Genomic DNA, 17645 nt, shown 5'->3' with positions numbered 1-17645 from the left:
TTGAATAACAACTTCTTCTTGTTTTTGAAAGACAGCATAAAATTTATTTAAATTCTAATTGTCAGATATCGTATAGGTAACGGTAGCTACCACAGTGGCTGTTGCTTGTAAATCTGCATAAGCTGCTACGCCTCCGGGGCCGCTTCCTGCAGCAAGTGCATAGGTAAGATTATGTCCGTTATTGGCTCCGTTTCCGGTATAAGCACTTCCAATTCCTGAAATGATCGTCTGGTCAGCGGCACTTAATGTCAATAGACCTGCAGAGGTTCCTAGTGTTCCTGCACCGGATCCGGTAGCTGCCGCAGCTGTTACGTGAAGATCCACACCGGGAATAATGGCATTCATTTTTACGCTGACGTTACGGGTAGGGTCTGCAACAGATTTGATGGAAGAATAATTAAGCCATAAGGTAGTATCGGAGGCTGCCGGGATAACAGGGTTCCCTGCTTCCGTAGGAGCTGTAAAGCCAAGGGTAATATTTTTCGTGGCTGCTGGTTCAATATCTACCAAAGCAACTTCGGGAATAGAAATTGTAACGGTGTGGTTGTCTGTATTGGTATCCTGCGCACTCAGATTCCCGGATAGAGCAAACGCAAATAAAGACGCTGCAATAGTTAAATTTAATTTTTTCATGATGCTAATAATTAGTTAAGTGAATATAACGAAATTCAGAATATCTTGAAAAAAATATATTATAAATTTTATATTAATGATTATTTACATTATGTAATGCATTATAATTGGGGAATATTTCATTAGAGTAAAATAAAAAATCCTGCACTCATTTGTACAGGATATTATCGATATTTTAATCGTTTTCTATGCCCAGTGGGGATCAGAAACAGAAACTTTTCCGGTTTCCACTCTTCCTGCAAAATGCCAGAGATGATCGTTTAACGTTAATTTCAAATCATACCAGCCTTTATATTTATCAAGGTCAATGATAATTTTTTCTTCCGGCTTTTGTACAGAAATTGTTTTTTGATTTTTTGTATAAAGGTCTTCCAGACTTAAAGAAATATTTTTCTTTTTGATAGTTCTGATGGTCAGTTCAATCTGATTTTTTGAGGTTATATTGGTCAGAATAACCTCAGTTTCTGCAATATTATCACCTTTAAATTTCCTGAAAAAGCCGTTGGGACCGAAAATTTCGTAATCATAAGCCCCGGAATGTACAGCATGGGATAGTTCCTGCCCGGAATATAAGGCATATGAAAAATGATAATCATTACTGTCAAATTGAGTCCTGTCATAGATCAAAAGCGGAACTCCATTTTCTTTTAAATTGGACATTTTTATATGGTTTCCCTCCAAATTGACATGAAAATGATAGGGCAGCGGATTGGATGGTTTCAAACCTCTTTCCTGAATGTCAAGCAGGTGATCCTTAAGTTCATTTTCAGCATACCATTTCAAATCCGGAACAGGCTTGTTTTTGGCTGCATTAATGGTTTTGGCATAGTCCTTCTGATCCAGATAATTCATCTGTGGAGCTTTTATACTGGAAGAATTAAATGCTGAAGTAAGGTCGCCGCATACCGCTCTTCTCCAGTCGCTGATATTGTCAACATGCACATTCTTGTTGAATTTCTTCATGATGAATTTCTCCAGAAACTGCAGCACTGAAGTGTGATCCGATACCTCGGAATTTACAAAACCTCCTTTGGTCCATGGCGAAGCAATAATCATAGGGACTCTGTAGCCCAATCCAACAGTTCCTTCTATTTTTTCATAATTTTTTAAAGAAGGATCAGACATGTATTCCTGGGATTTATCCACATATTCTACTCCTTCTTTCCCGTTCATATCAACTGGCTGGCTGGGGTTTACCGGTGGGGCGAAAGGCAGTACGTGATCAAAATATCCGTCGTTTTCATCGTAATTAATGATGAAGATTGTTTTTTTCCAGGTTTCAGGATCTTTAGTAAGAATATTTAAGACCTCAGAAATATACCATGCTCCATACCACGGTGATCCCGGATGATCTGAGAAATGCTCGGGAGCTACCAGCCAGGAAACCAAGGGAAGCTTTTTCTCTTCCACGTCTTTGCGGAACTGGAATAATACATCGCCCTCAGGAACAACCAGCCTTTCTCCGTTTTCATCTTTCCCGATTTCCAGTTTCCAGTAATCAGGATCGTTGGAGTTGGTAGTGAATGCTTTTTCGTGCAAGTTTTTTTCTTCCTTAGAAAGCTTTGAATAATTATCCGGATGGTATTTCACCTGATCTTCCTGAACTTCAGCCAGCATGGCTTCCAGTCTTTCTTTCTGCTTGGGATCTTTTTCAATCTCCTTTTTCAGATAAGCTATGATATTGGGAATATTTTGATAATATCCTTTTGAAAACTTAACGTTGAATTTTGAAAACCATTCAATCGGGTTATCGGTGAAATTACTTAACCACGCTTCCTGCTCGCCGGACATTCCTTTCGGAAGGCTGATTTCGTTCTGATAAATTCTCCACGAAACATTCTGCTGTTCTAAAATCTCCGGGAAAGTTTTCCATTTTGCCTGTCTTGCTTTGTCATAATCAATATTTTCATTCACAACATTGGCTTTCACTTTTCCGTTTTGCTGTTCCCTCAAGGTTCCGGACCAAAGGAATAACCTGTTCGGTGTAGTCCCGGTAAGTGAAGAGCAGAAATACTGATCGAAAATAGTAAATGCATCTGCCAGCTGATAATAAAACGGAAGATCTTCACGGTTATAATAGCCTAATGTCAGTGGAATATTCTTGTACTCTTTATTCCCTGAAGCTTTAGCCTGAAGCCATTGGTCATATTTTCCTTTATTCAGTGCTTTCTGCTGATCAGCCCATGAATGGGGCAGGGAGCTCATCCACGTAGATTTTGTATTTCTTAAATCGAGGCGGGCAGGAGATGCATATTTTCCCTCATCGTTCTTTTGAAAGAATACGGAATGGCCGTCCTGTTTTATAAAAGCCCTTTTATCCAGAAAGCCTCTTACTCCTTTAAGCGCACCAAAAGCATGGTCAAATGAACGGTTCTCCTGCATCAGGATAACAACATGCTCTGCATCATAAAATGTAGAACGGGCAGCCGGATCAATGGCTAAAGCTTTCAAAATAGAAGGATGCAGAACACCTGAAGTTCCGAGTCCCGCTAATAAAAGACTTGATTTCTCTAAAAATTCTCTTCTGTTCATGTTCAATCGTAATATGAAAGAAACCGCAAGTTAATAGGATTTTCCTGCGGTTTCTTTGTTTTTATATAAAAATAATCAGATTTTTATTGTAACCACCAGGGTTTAGAGTTGATATTATCATTTCCTCCATACTGAGCGGCTAAAGCAGCTTTTAAATTACTGCTGTTATAGTTGTATTCAGACTGCGGATATCGGAATCTGAAAGGAGCTGCAACTCCGGATTTTAAAGGATAGTTCGGGTAGCCTGTTCTTAAATAATCATAATAAGAAGTCCACTGGGCCTGGTGGAACATGGTCATATATTTTTGGGTCATGATCTTTTCCAGCTGTGTCTGTAGTGGATCAGCATTATTATAAACTACTAAAGGAGTTGCCAGATATTGATTCACATCAAATCCTGAGAAATATTGTCCCGGATTTTTTACATACGTCTGATAAAAATTGAAACTTGCTTTGATGGCATTATCGTAATGTGTTTTGGCAGATCCCGAAATCCAGCCTCTTGCAGCAGCCTCTGCCAGAATAAACTCAAGTTCCGAATAACTTAATACAGAAGCGGGCTCATTGGTAGGATCTTTATAAAAACGATCGTTTACTTTGGAAATGTTTTTTGCTGTGATCAGTGCTGCATTATCAGAGTATGGGGATGTAGGATTTCCACCGTTATATCCTGTATAATCAGTGATGGCTTTTCCTGCTTCTTTCGCTCCGGTAGTCTGTGCTGCAAACGTAAACAAACGTGGATCATGCCTGTCTTTGAACATATTGATAAAATAGTCTGCCATATACAAACTGGAGCCATATCCGCTGTTGTTAAACATGGTATATCTGCTGTCTGCAGCATCAGCGAATTTAAGTTCACCGTTATCTGCAATGGATGTCATAAGAGACTGGCTTCCTGCAATTGAAGCAAATTCAGAAGCGATATTATAACTTCCCACCGTTGTTTTTTTAGATAAAGTGATCAGAATTTTGAGACGGAATGAGTTGATCAGCTTTTTCCATTTTAAAGCATCGCCGTTGTATACAATGTCACCTTCAATTTTATCGTTGGTATTAATAAGATCATTGGCTTCTTTTAATTCTGATAAAATTCCGGACATGATGGCTTCCTGAGTATCATACTTAGGCTGTGTAATTCCGGATTCACCCTTTGCAGCCTCAGAATATGGGGCACTTCCTACTTTTAAGCTGATATTAAAGAAATGATAAGCTCTTAAAAACTTTCCGATGGCCAGATAATTTTTATTTCCTCTTTTCTCTGCCTCCTGCATCATTTTTCCTGTATTCAGAAGTCCTTTCGTATAGACTTCAAAAGAAGTGTCATTCCATTTCATATACTGATACGAATTTTCTCCATCAGTACCAATCATCATTCTTGAAGCATACATATTATCTCCGTCTACCTGGAAGGTATATTTTGAAACATAGGTTAGAAGATATTTCGGATCAATGCTGGCTTGGTCATTAGGGTTTTCATTGATGGTCTCCAGATTAGATTCGCATGAAGCCAATGTCAGAAGTCCTGCAGCAAATATAATCTTCATTAACCCTTTGGCTGTTTTGCCTTTTAGCCCTTTCACTATATTGATATTATTTTTCATTGTCTTGACGTACTTTTTAGTTAAAACTTAAGATTAAAATCGATTCCGAACCATCTGCTGGATGGATCCTGAATATCGTTGCTTACATCCTCTTTTCTCCCTGTTCTGATTTGGAAATCAGGATCTGAGTAAAGATTCTTCGATTTTTTCCACATTGCCAGGTTATAAGCAGAAATATTGGCAGTGAAACCTTTCACCATCCCTTTCGGATTAAGCAGCGAAGAAAAATCATACTCCAATACTACAGATCTCAGCTTGATGAAAGTTCTGTCAAAAACGTTGGCAAATTCTTCACTTTCATCCTGCGTTACCCTTGCCTGGTATGGATAGTTCTGTGCCCAGTCCTGGAAGCTGATTGCTTTTGTGTGTGGCGTATAAAGACCGGTTGCAGGATTGTAGTTTACTCCATCCGGTACAAAATAATACGTTCCCGGATTTGCATATTCAAGATCTCTGTAGGCTACAGAATTAGGATGTTTTCCTCCCCACCACATTTTTTCCACTACCTGGGATCTCATTATACCTCCTATGCTTCCGTCTATTCCAATATTTAAAGTGAATTTTTTATATTTAAATGAGTTGTTGAACCCAAAAGTCCAGTCCGGATTGAAATGTCCCAGGTTGCTTGGTGCATTGGCTCTTGTCGGCATTCCTGTATTGGCATCAAGAATAACTTTTCCGTCCGGGGACTTTTGCCAGGTATAGTCATAATAGCTGTCCATTCTTTCGCCTAACTTAATGTTTTGGTAGTTCGGCATATTATCATAAATGGAAGTCAGCTTTTGTTCGTAAGTACTCCAGTTGATCAATGTTTTCCAGCTGAAATCAGCGGTTTTTACCGGAACCATACCCAGAGTGATTTCAAAACCTTTAGTGGTATATTCGTTTCCGTTTACATATTGTGAGGTGAAACCTGATGATTCTGCCGCCGGGAACTGAAGGATATTATTATAATCTAATGTTCTGAAATAAGTGGCATCTAAAGTAATTCTGTTATTCAGGAAGCCAGCGCTTAACCCTAATTCATATGATTTTGTCTGCTCCGGCTTCAAAGAGTTTTCTACATTCAGCGTTGTTGGATAATAATAAGTCGGATTTCCGTTGAATGTAATTCCCTGATTATTCAGATAATAATTTCTGATAGAATAAGGCTGGAAGTCATAGGCTACTTTTGCCCATGAAGCAGAAAGTTTCAGCATATTGACAGACTCCGGAAGCTTTACCAGGTTTGAAATTACTGCACTGATTGACGCAGAAGGATAGAAGTAAGACCTGTTGGCCTTAGGCAGAGTAGAAGACCAGTCGTTACGACCTGAAATATTGATGAAGAAAGCATTGTACAATCCAATATCAATGGTAGAATACGCACTGTAAATCAGCTTTTCCTTCAGATAGGTGTAATTTTTCAGTGCTCCGATAGAGTTTTCAAATGTGTATACTTCAGGAATTTTCAATCCGTCCGTAGATCTTTCATTACTGTTGTTTTTATAATAGAAAGCTGAACCTCCGGCATTGATGGTGAAATCAAAGTTGTCAGATATTTTTTTCTTGTAGGTCGCCAGAACATCGTAGTTAAGGTTCCATGTTTTATTATCTTTCAAAATATAACCACCGCTTCTCGGCGCACTGTAATTGAAATAAGAATAAGGACTCAGTATTTCCGTTTTGCTGTGGTTTTCAACAAGGGATATTTTACCTTTTACCGATAGATCCTGTGTAGCTTTATACTCTAAACCTGTCTGTGCATTGATAATATCGGTTCGGTTTTGATTCTTGTAATATTCAGCTCCGAACCATGGGTTATTGTACCATGCATAATTCCAGTTGGCCTGTGCTCTTCCTTCTTTTCCGGGAATCCACATGTGATTTTTCAGGTCTTTTCCGTCTACATCACCACCCATCCAGATTAGAATGGTGTACATGTGTCCGCTTGGGTTGTAATCGTAGTTGGGGATATTAGGGGTGAAAGCCTGGTTGAAGTTGAATTTCGTATCAAAGATCAATTTCTCACCAAGATGGTTTTCAGAAGAGAAGTTGATTCCATATTTCTGAAGATAGGAATTGGGAACCCTGTCATCATAATTCATGAAATTTCCTGAGAACCTGTATACATCTTTATTATTTCTATAGCTGATCGCAAAATTATTATTGTTGATCACCGCTGGTTTTAAGAAAGTATTTAAATTATCATGGTATTTCCAGTCGATCGGAACCCTTTCATACCTTGACTTATCATCATACTGAGTTCCTGTCACAGCTCCGTACCACGGAACTACCTGGCCGGTTACTTTATCCCTGACCGGACTGTTCCACTGGGCAATCTGTAAACCGGGAACAAATTTTGGCCCCCAGATCATATCTCCGTCATTCACCCCGCCATCAGCTCCGTCCCAGAATTCATATTTCCCATGGGAACCGTTTCCGTATTCAGTCTGGGTTTTCGGAAGATTGGTAAATCCTCCGGTGATCATGGTATTCTGAGAGAATTCTACAGAGAAACCTTTCTTCTTTGCATTTTTTGTGGTGATTAAAACGGCTCCGTAACGACCTCTTGAACCATATAGAGCAGAAGCGGTAGCCCCTTTCAATACGTTGATATTTTCAATATTGTTAGGATCTAAATTCTGGAAAACCTCTCTTTCCACAATCACACCATCAATGACAAACACCAGGTTGGAGTTTCCTCTCAAAGTAAACTGCGGCGCCTGCTGCATTCCCGTTGGGTTAGATACATTCAGGCCGGCAACCTGCCCGGAAAACAGGTTTCCAATACTTGGTGTGGTAATGGTTTCAAACTGTTTCGTTCCCACTTCCTGAGTAGAATACCCGATCTTCTCTTTCTTCTTGGCAATACCTAATGCGGTAATGACAACGCCTTCAATCTGCTTTTCGTTTGGCTTTTTTAAGACCACGGTATACTGTTTTTTTGAAGAAACCTCAACGGTATAAACAGAAAAATCAGGAGCAAAAAATTCAAGGATGTCTTTTGGGTTTGCAGAAATGGTGAAGTTGCCATTTTCATCTGTGATAGCGGTCTTTCCTGTGTTTTTATCGGTGATATTCACACCGGAAACACCAGAACCGTTTTCAGCTTTTACATTTCCGGATATATTAATTTCCTGGGCAGAAAAATAAAGAGGAAGTAAAAAAACGGCAAAAGTGGCTAGAGTTTTCTTCATTTTTTTGAAGACAAATTTAGCTGAGTACTGTTACCAGTGTTTTAATGAAGTATTAAAATAAAAATACGATTTAATATTTTTTAACATGAAGAATTAATAGAAAAGTAAAATAGAAAATGTCTTTTGTATAGAGACTTTTGCTTTATTATATGAATACTAGTTAGGATGCTGGGAGAGGGAAGCTGGAAGTTATGGTGGTGTTGCCAACTTCTTGAAGCCCTCAGTAATAAATTTTTGAAGAAAAGCCTTTCTATAAAATAATAGGATAGTAAAACTGTGACTTCGATAACTTCCAGCCTCCAGCTTCCCTCTTCCTTTCTTTTTAAAACCTGCTCAGAATTCCCCAGTGAATTTTGATATCATTAAACTTAAAAGGATTTCCAAACTCATTACCATTAGACAGCTGGAAACTCATCAAACCGATAGGAATGAAGAAATTGAAACCGAGCCCGACACTGTAGAGCTTGGGTTTGACATGTAAGGACTTATTATTGAGCTGTCCGTATTGTCCGAAAACATCAAAGAAGGCCTGATTGCCGATCAGGTAGCGGTATTCCAGACTTCCATAATAATAAAAGTCAGCAGCGAGGGAATTTTCATTGAATCCCCGCATGGAGTTCCAGCCTCCAAAACGATATAATTCATTGGCTGAGAACTCTATTTTAGAATCCATCATGGCACCCTCCGCTTTAATGTTCAGGAAGTGATTTCCGGAAATATGATAATTATGTTCCCCAAAGAAATAAAACTGGTTTTGAGTTGCTTTGATATTATCTTTAGAATAAGTGGTTGTTAAGAAATCATACCCGGCATTGATCCTTGTTTTATAAAGAAAAAGATCAATATCAGTAGGTTCTGTCATTTCAAACCATACCCCGATCCCTTTTTTGTTGTAGTCTTTTCCCTGCACGTACAGAGAATCAATAATCGTGGAGGTTTCCAAAGTTCCTCTGAACCCTATTTTATTTCGGTTGTTGATATGATAATAGAAAGCAGGCAGGAATTTTACATTGGCAAACGTAGAATCCTGTCTGTAGATATTCACTTTTGCATTCATCCCGACATTCGATTTGAACAGGTACGGAATATCCACCTGAAGATCAAAATTCTGCCCTTTATCCGGATTTCTCTGCCAGTATAAATTGACCGTTTCAAAACCATTGAACATATTCCTGAAGTTGACATTCATGGTGCCGTTTAACGTAAACTTTGAGCTTTTGTCATTTCCAAAACCAATAACACCATCGAAGGTATTCGTCTTTTTCTTTTCCAGAAACAGATAAATGCTGGTGGAATCTTTTGTGAATAAAGTTTGTGGCTGCCGTTCAAGAGTCAGAAAGGGATGGCTTTGAAATGTTTTGTTGATAGCCAAAAGGTTTTTGTCATCATAGTTTTTGCCTTTGAACTCCTTTTCCATGTTTTTGATGAACCTTTTGGGCACTTTTTCGTATCCTTTTATAACAAAGCTGTTGATCGTTCTTTTATCATTCTTGTTGATGTCAAGCTCTATGATAGGGTAGCCGTTTTTCTGACCTTTATATTTGGATTTGATTCTGCTGAAAGAATAGCCTTCATCAATATAAGTCTTATTGATACTTTTTTTGGTGGAATCTAAATTCTTAGTGAAAAAATCTTTCTGAATTTTCAGTTTCTGAACCAGAGAATCCGTAAGGTTGACATACGTTTCATTAAAATTCTTTCCTTTATCGTAGAAAATTTCAGTGCTGTCGCCCTTTATTTTTACATCTTTCAGTTGGGTAAAGAAATAATTGCTTTGAGCCAGCGAATCCAGAAACTTGACTGCAGAAGTGGAATCTTTTACTTTTTTTCTGATTTTGGTTTCCGTATCAATCAGCCAATACTGTTTCTTCTGCGCTTGGGTAAAAACGCAGAACAGTACAAAAAATATTTTAAAAAACAGTTTCAATTTATCATTATGAATGTGAAGGGAATTGAGAAATCTTCAGTAAAAAGATTCTTCACTGCACTTCTGAACTACGTTCGCAGACTTTCAGTCAGTGTTCAGAATGACAATGCGCCTTATCAATCAACTAATTTTTATCCAGTTTATTATATTTCTTCATTAAATTCTCATAAGTTCCCTGGGGAAGAATCCATTTCAAAGGAACCCCGATTTTCTGCCCGAATTTACCAAAATAATAATGAGCTTTCCATTTATTTTTTGCTAAAAGTTTTTCAATGTATTCTGCTACTTCCAACGGCTCAGTTCCGTCATTCACATGAGAATTCATCAGCGCATATACTTTGTCAAAAACATTTTTATAAGGCTGGGAAACTCTTGCAATGACTCTGTTATCTGCAATATTGGTTTTAATATCTCCCAAATGCAGCGAGCATACGTCAATATTCCATGGGTATACTTCATACCTCATTGCTTCTGTTACTTTATCCAACGCCGATTTTGAAGCGGAATAAAATCCGCGGAAAGGCAGTCCCATTTCACTTCCGATGCTGGAAACATTGATGATTTTTCCAAACTTGTGCTCACGCATATTCGGAAGCACAGCGCTCATCATCTGTACAGGTCCGGCAAGATTCAGGCTGAAAAGTTTCAGAATATCTTCTTTCGTAGAATCTTCTACGGCACCTACCATTCCCATTCCGGCATTATTGATCAACACATCAATTTTAGATTCTGTTTTTAAAACCTCAGCTACAGCATTCTGAACAGCGGTGTTATCGGTTACATCAGTGGGTATAGATTTGAAATACTGGCTTTCTGTATGTTTTCTGCTTAATCCGTATACTTTATGTCCTTTTTTACCAAAATATTCGGCCAAGGTAAACCCTATTCCTGATGAGGTTCCTGTTATAATGATGGTCATTGAATTCGTATGATTTTTAATGTTTATTTTCTTCTGATGCCTGTGAAACGTTTTAAAAGTCCTTGTTCAAAAGTAAAATCTATTTTCAGCAAATGTAAAAAAAGAAAAATGAACTCGGATATTTATTATTCCTGAAATAATTTTAATGATTTCTTCATGTATTTATCCGGTATGACGATAAACTTAAGACAAACTTAATCTCAATCCTGCATTCAATATCACGGGAATGATTACTTTTAATTGCTTATATAATTGAAATACAGGTTTTTGATTTTGTTTTGTGGTAGATGAAGTTTTTAAAAAGCTAAAATTTATTAATAAAAACATAAGAAACCCTTAATGATTGTTGGATGCAGACTGATCTAATTTTGCACCTAATCAAAAAGGAGATCATGAATGTATTTAAAACCCCTGTCTCAGTAATGTATTTAACGGGAAGGGTATTACTTATTGGTGCAATATCAGCTTCACCGATGTTCCTCGCTCAGAAAAAAGACAGCTTAAAAGAAAAATCCATCGATGAAATTGTGGTTGTCGGGTACGGAACACAGAAAAAGAGTAAAGTTTCCGGTGCCGTTTCGGAGGCTTCACTGGATAAGCTTACTTCCAGATCTTTGTCTGGTGTAGGAGAAGTTCTTCAGGGCAAAGCCCCGGGAGTAACTGTTGTCAACGAAGGTGGAGATCCTAACGGGGCACCTAAGGTAAATATTCGTGGGTTGGGTGGTATTAACGGAGAAACTCCTCTGTATGTTGTAGACGGAGTGGTTTTTAACGGAACGCCATCTATTAATCCCAACGATATTCAGGATATTTCAGTCCTTAAAGATGCCTCTGCAGCTATTTACGGAGCCAGATCTTCCGGAGGGGTGATTCTTATTACCACTAAAAAAGGGAAAAAAGGAAATCTTACCGTAGATTTTGATGTTAAATACGGCCTGAACGAGGCCTGGAGACTGAAAGAATCTCTGAATGCAGCAGAATTCCAGGATGTGATGTACAAAGCCTATGAAAATGCAGGCAAGCTGGGAAGTCTACCAATGGCTTTTAATCCCAATCAATATCCGGACGGAAGAATTACCAGAACAGACTGGATGAAAGAAATCTTCAGAACCGGAACTATTCAGGAATATAATGTGAACTTGAGCGGGGGAAGTGAAAAATCCAGATATTTTGTGGGAATGAACCACAGAAGTCTGGAAGGAATCTTACTGAATACTCAGGCAAAACGATACAATTTCAGAGTGAATTCTGAACATAAAGTAAAAGACTGGCTGACGATCGGAGAAAATATGTACTATAATTATTCTGACGGAAACACAGCAGATACCAAGAGTGGATATACGGGAGCTTTGGTAGCGGCCATGTATTATCCGCCGAATGTTCCGGTATATACGCCAAGCGGTGCGTTTTCAGGACTGCCGATTGATGTGGCAGGAGGTTATGGGGATATGATCAACCCGGTAGCGTATCTAAAAAGGATCAGCATCAGAAATCCTACCCACGAAATTTTAATCAATCCTTATGCTGAAATTACACTGGCAAAAGATTTAAAATTCCGTTCCAACTTCTCACAGACTTTTAAGCTTGGGGATGTGAAGAACTTTACCTACAGAGTTTTGGAAGTAGGGAAAATTTTTGATACCAATAATTTGGAATACCAATCCAATAATTCTTCTACAGCGCTTGCAGAGCAATTATTAACGTACAAAATTTCAGCAGGACAGCATAATTTTGATTTCCTTGGAGGGTTTACCTTCCAGAAAACAATTGATGATGGCTTTGTAGCAAAATCGTATGACTTCAGAAGTGAAGCTGAGGTTTTCCAACATCTTCAGAACGCTGCGGATACCAATAAAGATGTTTCCAGTTACAGATTCAAACAATCTTTGGTTTCTTATCTGGCGAGAGTAAACTATGATTATGCAGGAAAGTATATCGTAAGTTTATTGGGAAGACGTGATGGCTCTTCACTGGTGGCAAAACAGAACAGATTTGCTAACTATTATGCGGTTTCCGGTGCGTGGGTAGTTTCAAAAGAAAATTTCATGAAGGATATTTCATGGCTGTCTAGTTTGAAGCTGAGAGGAAGTTATGGTATTCTGGGTAACCTTGGAGGGATTTCACCACAAGCTGTAAATCCGTTAATGACCAGAGACAATAATGTTATTTTCGGTCAGGATCCTTCACAGAATATTGCATATTATGCAACAACACGTCCGAATCCCGATCTGAAATGGGGTAAATCTGAGCAGACCAACTTCGGGGTGGATGCTTCATTCCTTCACAACAGCCTTTCCTTACAGTTCGATTACTTTGTAAAAAATTCCAAAGATCAGATCTTCAATGTAAGCTTACCCAGTACGGCAACGTATAATAATCAGTATGTGAATGCCGGGTTATTTCAGGATAAAGGGTATGAATTAGGAATCAATTACAACAAAATAGTTTCAGGTGATTTTACGTTCTCAGTAGGCGCCACGATGAGTCAACTAAAAAATACGGTGAAGCAGCTTGCCAATGTAGATGAGATCTTTATCAATGATAATGGAGTAAGAGGTGTATTGAAACCAACTCGTGTAAAAATAGGTGACCCTCTGTATTCTTTCTATGGATATAAAACAGGAGGAATTTTCCAGACTCAGGAAGAAATTAATAATTATAAAGATGCCAACGGAAATCTTATCCAGCCGAATGCCAAGCCGGGAGATATCAAATTCCTGAAAAAGGAAGGAAATACAGGAGTGCTTAATAATAATGACTTCGTTAATCTTGGAAGTCCGTATCCTAAGTTCTCTTATGGATTCTCTTATAATATGACCTGGAAAAATTTCGACCTGAACTTATTCTTCCAGGGAGTATACGGAAATAAAATATTCAACGGGATGAAGTTTATTTCTTTGAACCCGGGTGGAACAGGGCAGAACTACAACATGGATAAAGATATCCTGAATGCATGGACTCCTCAGAACACGAATACCGATATTCCAAGACTGGTACATGGCGACCCGAGTGGTAATTATTCCAAAGTATCAGATTTCTATGTGGAAGACGGATCTTATTTAAGACTGAAGAACCTTACCATCGGGTATTCATTACCCAAAGAATTGTATAGCAGGCTGGATGTAAATAAAGTGAGAATCTATATGACTTCCAACAACCTGTTTACCATAACGAAATATACAGGATTTGATCCTGAAGTAGGAATGAATTCTTACGGAGTAGACACCGGAAGATATCCTCAGGCACGCTCATTCATCTTTGGAGTGGAGATCGGATTATAATTTTTTTAACCAACAAAAAGTAAAAGAAATGAAATTTTTCAATAAAATATTTTTAATATCAGGAATATCCGTTATGCTTCTCTCATGTACAGGAGAATTGGATGTTCAGCCCGAAGGAACACCCACTGAAGCCAGCTTCTGGAAAACAGAAAATGATCTTATTACAGGAGCGAATGCCATGTATAAGCCTTTATTCGACGGAGAATTCTATGGAAGAGGTCTGTTCTGGTTTATCAATGCCAGTGATGATATGGTAACCGGAAGAGCAAAAAGTGAAGCGGATAATGCAAAAAACTTCAGCAGCAATTATATCGCAGCAGGAGATCTTGAAACCCAGTGGAACAAAAGATACAATGTAATCGGAGTGGCCAACCGTGTAATCCGTAATGTGGATAATATTCAGACTTCACAGGCTATTAAGAATAAATACCTTGGAGAAGCCCTTTTCATGAGCAGCAGAATGTATTTTGAACTGGCTTACTCTTACGGAAACGAAAAAGCCGGAGTTCCGATTATCGACCGTTCAAAAGATCCGGATCCCAACCCGATTCCGAGAGCAGCCAACGTAATGGAAAATTACACCTACATTGTCAACGACCTGAAAAGAGCAGCAGAATTATTACCTACTCAAGCAGAACTTCCTGCAAAAGATTACGGCAGGCCTCATAAAGCAGCAGCATGGGCATTGTTAGCAAAAGTATACCTCTTTATGAAAGACTGGAAAAATGCAGAATTCTGGGCCAATGAAGTCATGACCAAAGGAAACAGAGCTTTATTGGGGAATTTTTCAGATGTTTTCAAAGCTGAAAATAACTATAGTTCAGAATATATCTGGTCTATCCCGGGAACTCCGAAATTTACAGCCTGGGGAAGTATCCTTCCGGGGGTAATGCTTGAAAACAAAGGATGGGGAGAATATAACGGATGGGGATATTTCCAACCGACTAAGGAATTGTTTGATGAATATGAAACAGGAGACCTTAGAAGAAGTGCTACCATTCTGAAAATAGGTGACAAATTTACCTTCAACGGAAAAGAAAGAATATACGCTTCTTCCAATTCCCTTACAGGATACCAGTTCAATAAATATATGGATGCCTTTAAATATCAGCTGAACAGCGGCCACGTAAGTGCCAACGGAGATTATCCGTGTACAGATCTTGCTGTTCCGATCATGCGTTATGCTGAGGTAATCCTTATCAAAGCAGAAGCTTTACTCATGCAGGGGAAATCTGCAGATCAGGAAATCAATATGATCAGAGTACGCGCAGGTTTATCTCCGAAAAACGGATGTACATTGGCCGATCTGAAGCATGAAAGACGTTGCGAACTGGCAGGGGAATGGGCAGACAGACACAGAGACCTTGTCCGCTGGGGAGATGCACAGGCAGCTTATGCTAAACCGCTGCACGGGATCAACGGACAGGTAGTCTGGGCAGCAAGAAACTTTAATCCAGCTGTACATAATGTTTGGGCAGTTCCGCAGGCTGAAATCGTAAACAGTAATGGGATCATTAAACAAAATGAAGGCTGGTAAAATTTTAATCTTTTATATATAAGTCACTATATCATTGCAGAAGCTCCTGCGATGATATAGTTTTTTCAAAGGTATGGAGATAGGTCGTTTCATTTGACCTATAAAATAATAACGATATACGAATGAAACTATCAAAAATATTAGCAGTATTGGCTCTGGCTGTTTTTTCCGAAAATCAGGCTCAGAATTATTTACATTACAATGTAGGGAATGCGCATTCGCATAATGACTATATGCAGGAGGTCCCTTTCTGGCAGGCTTATTATGCCAACTTTGGTTCTATTGAGGCAGATGTTTTTCTGGTAAAGGGAAATCTTTGGGTAGCGCATACCGAAAAAGAACTTTCGGCAGACAGAACACTGGAAAATCTTTATCTCGATCATATTTCAAAACAGATTAAGCTGAACAAAGGAAATATTTATCCCGATGCGGGTAAGAAACTCCAATTGCTGATTGATATTAAGCAGGATTATAAAACATCACTGGAAGCTTTGGTAAATACTTTAAAGAAATATCCCGAGATCACTGGAAATCCAGGAATTAAAATTGTCATTACCGGAGGAAGACCTCAACCGTCAGATTTTAAGAATTATCCGAACTATCTTTACTTCGATGGAGATCTTGATAAAAACTATTCTCCAGAAGAATTAAAAAGAGTCGGAATGTTCAGTGCAGACCTTCCGGGATTGGTAAAGTGGAATGGAAAAGGAATTCCAAGGGATGAAGAAACTCAAAAGATTAAAAGTGCAGTGGACAAAGCTCATGTTCTGCAGAAGCCGGTCCGCTTTTACGGAGCACCCGATTTTCCCAATGCATGGGTAAATCTGATGGATTTGGGAGTGGATTATATCAATACGGATCATATTCCGGATCTTAAAAAATTCATGAATACGATTCCGAAAAACTTTTATAAGAATACAAAAGAATACGCCACTTATACACCAACTTATCAATCAGATGGCGTGGAGAAAAAAGTAAAGAACGTGATTCTTCTTATTCCGGACGGAACTTCTTTACCACAATACTATGCAGCTTTCACAGCCAATAAAGGAAAGTTAAATGTTTTCAACATGAGATCCACAGGGCTTTCCAAAACCAATTCATCCAATGCTTACATTACAGATTCAGCACCAGGCTCCACAGCATTTGCAACCGGTGTGAAAACCAAAAATACGTTTGTAGGCGTTGACAATATGGGAAAAGCACTCGCACAAATTCCTGATATTATTGCTGAAAAAGGAATGGTTTCAGGCCTGATTTCCACAGGAGATGTCACCGATGCTACTCCTGCAGATTTCTATGCCCATTCAGATAACAGAAACAGTTCAGAGTCTATTCTGAAAGATTTTGCTGCTTCGAAAACTAAAATACTGGTCGGCGGTCCTACAAGCGGATTGTCTCAGGATAACCTGCAGAAATTCAAAGAAACAAAAATAGATCTTTACCAAGATTTGAAATCCGTAACTAAAATAAATAACCGTACGCTGATTATTGATCCTCTGGCTTCACAAAGAATAACCAATGGAAGAGGAAACTGGCTGGCTGATGCATTTGATCTTACTTTAAATGATTTAAAGAACAATAAAAAAGGATTCTTCATGATGATTGAAGCTTCCCAGACCGATGGCGGAGGCCATAGCAATAATATAGAACAGCTGGTTACAGAATTGCTGGATTTTGATCATGTAGTAGGGAAGGCCATGAAATTTGCTGACGAGAATAAAGAAACCTTAGTAATTGTGGTGGGAGACCATGAAACAGGAGGGTTAACGCTTTTGGACGGGAGTTTAAAGGATGGCTGGATTTTCGGAAACTTCAGTACGAATGATCATACCTCTATTCCGTCAAGTGTTTTTGCTTACGGACCCAATTCAAAAGAATTCACAGGATTGTTCGAGAATACGGAGATCTTTAACAAAATTCTGGCCGCTTACGGAATTCAGAAATAACTTTTTAATTTATACTTTTACTTTTACAAAGAGGGACTGTTTCAAAAACGAAACGGTCTTTTTTTATTAATTTAAAATTTTCAA

At 38.6% G+C, this 17645-nt stretch carries 9 protein-coding genes; 3 read left to right on the top strand and 6 right to left on the bottom strand.

The genetic code is table 11. From position 1 onward, the window contains the following. Positions 1-54: 54 nt before the first annotated feature. The 6 genes from ACP3T3_RS12830 to ACP3T3_RS12805 form a co-directional block, all read right to left on the bottom strand. Complete coding sequence (locus ACP3T3_RS12830; protein WP_426476247.1) at positions 55-633, bottom strand: hypothetical protein; 579 nt, start codon at positions 631-633, stop codon at positions 55-57. Between the two features lie 186 nt (positions 634-819). Next, entirely contained in the window at positions 820-3165 is a 2346-nt protein-coding gene (locus ACP3T3_RS12825) for a phosphocholine-specific phospholipase C (protein WP_426476246.1), read from the bottom strand. Between the two features lie 83 nt (positions 3166-3248). Further along, entirely contained in the window at positions 3249-4712 is a 1464-nt protein-coding gene (locus ACP3T3_RS12820) for a SusD/RagB family nutrient-binding outer membrane lipoprotein (RefSeq protein ID WP_426479971.1), read from the bottom strand. 77 nt (positions 4713-4789) lie between these two features. Next, a complete protein-coding gene (locus ACP3T3_RS12815) occupies positions 4790-7948 on the bottom strand; it encodes a SusC/RagA family TonB-linked outer membrane protein (protein WP_426476245.1) in 3159 nt (1052 codons plus the stop codon). 322 nt (positions 7949-8270) lie between these two features. After that, complete coding sequence (locus ACP3T3_RS12810; protein WP_426476244.1) at positions 8271-9875, bottom strand: autotransporter assembly complex protein TamA; 1605 nt, start codon at positions 9873-9875, stop codon at positions 8271-8273. Positions 9876-9999: 124 nt separating this feature from the next. After that, entirely contained in the window at positions 10000-10794 is a 795-nt protein-coding gene (locus ACP3T3_RS12805) for an SDR family oxidoreductase (RefSeq protein ID WP_426476243.1), read from the bottom strand. Between the two features lie 392 nt (positions 10795-11186). Between ACP3T3_RS12805 and ACP3T3_RS12800 the strand changes: the two genes are divergently transcribed. The 3 genes from ACP3T3_RS12800 to ACP3T3_RS12790 all read left to right on the top strand — a co-directional run bounded on the left by ACP3T3_RS12800 (position 11187) and on the right by ACP3T3_RS12790 (position 17561). Then, entirely contained in the window at positions 11187-14075 is a 2889-nt protein-coding gene (locus ACP3T3_RS12800; protein WP_426476242.1) for a SusC/RagA family TonB-linked outer membrane protein, read from the top strand. Positions 14076-14103: 28 nt separating this feature from the next. Beyond that, complete coding sequence (locus ACP3T3_RS12795) at positions 14104-15612, top strand: RagB/SusD family nutrient uptake outer membrane protein (RefSeq protein WP_426476241.1); 1509 nt, start codon at positions 14104-14106, stop codon at positions 15610-15612. Between the two features lie 122 nt (positions 15613-15734). Continuing rightward, positions 15735-17561, top strand: coding sequence for an alkaline phosphatase (locus tag ACP3T3_RS12790; protein ID WP_426476240.1), 1827 nt, complete (start codon positions 15735-15737; stop codon positions 17559-17561). Positions 17562-17645 lie beyond the last annotated feature (84 nt).

Source organism: Chryseobacterium sp. CBSDS_008 (assembly GCF_049959325.1).
Taxonomy (GTDB): Bacteria; Bacteroidota; Bacteroidia; order Flavobacteriales; family Weeksellaceae; genus Chryseobacterium.
The sequence above is the reverse complement of the archived record's forward strand: the minus strand, read 5'-3'. Positions and strand labels throughout refer to the sequence as shown.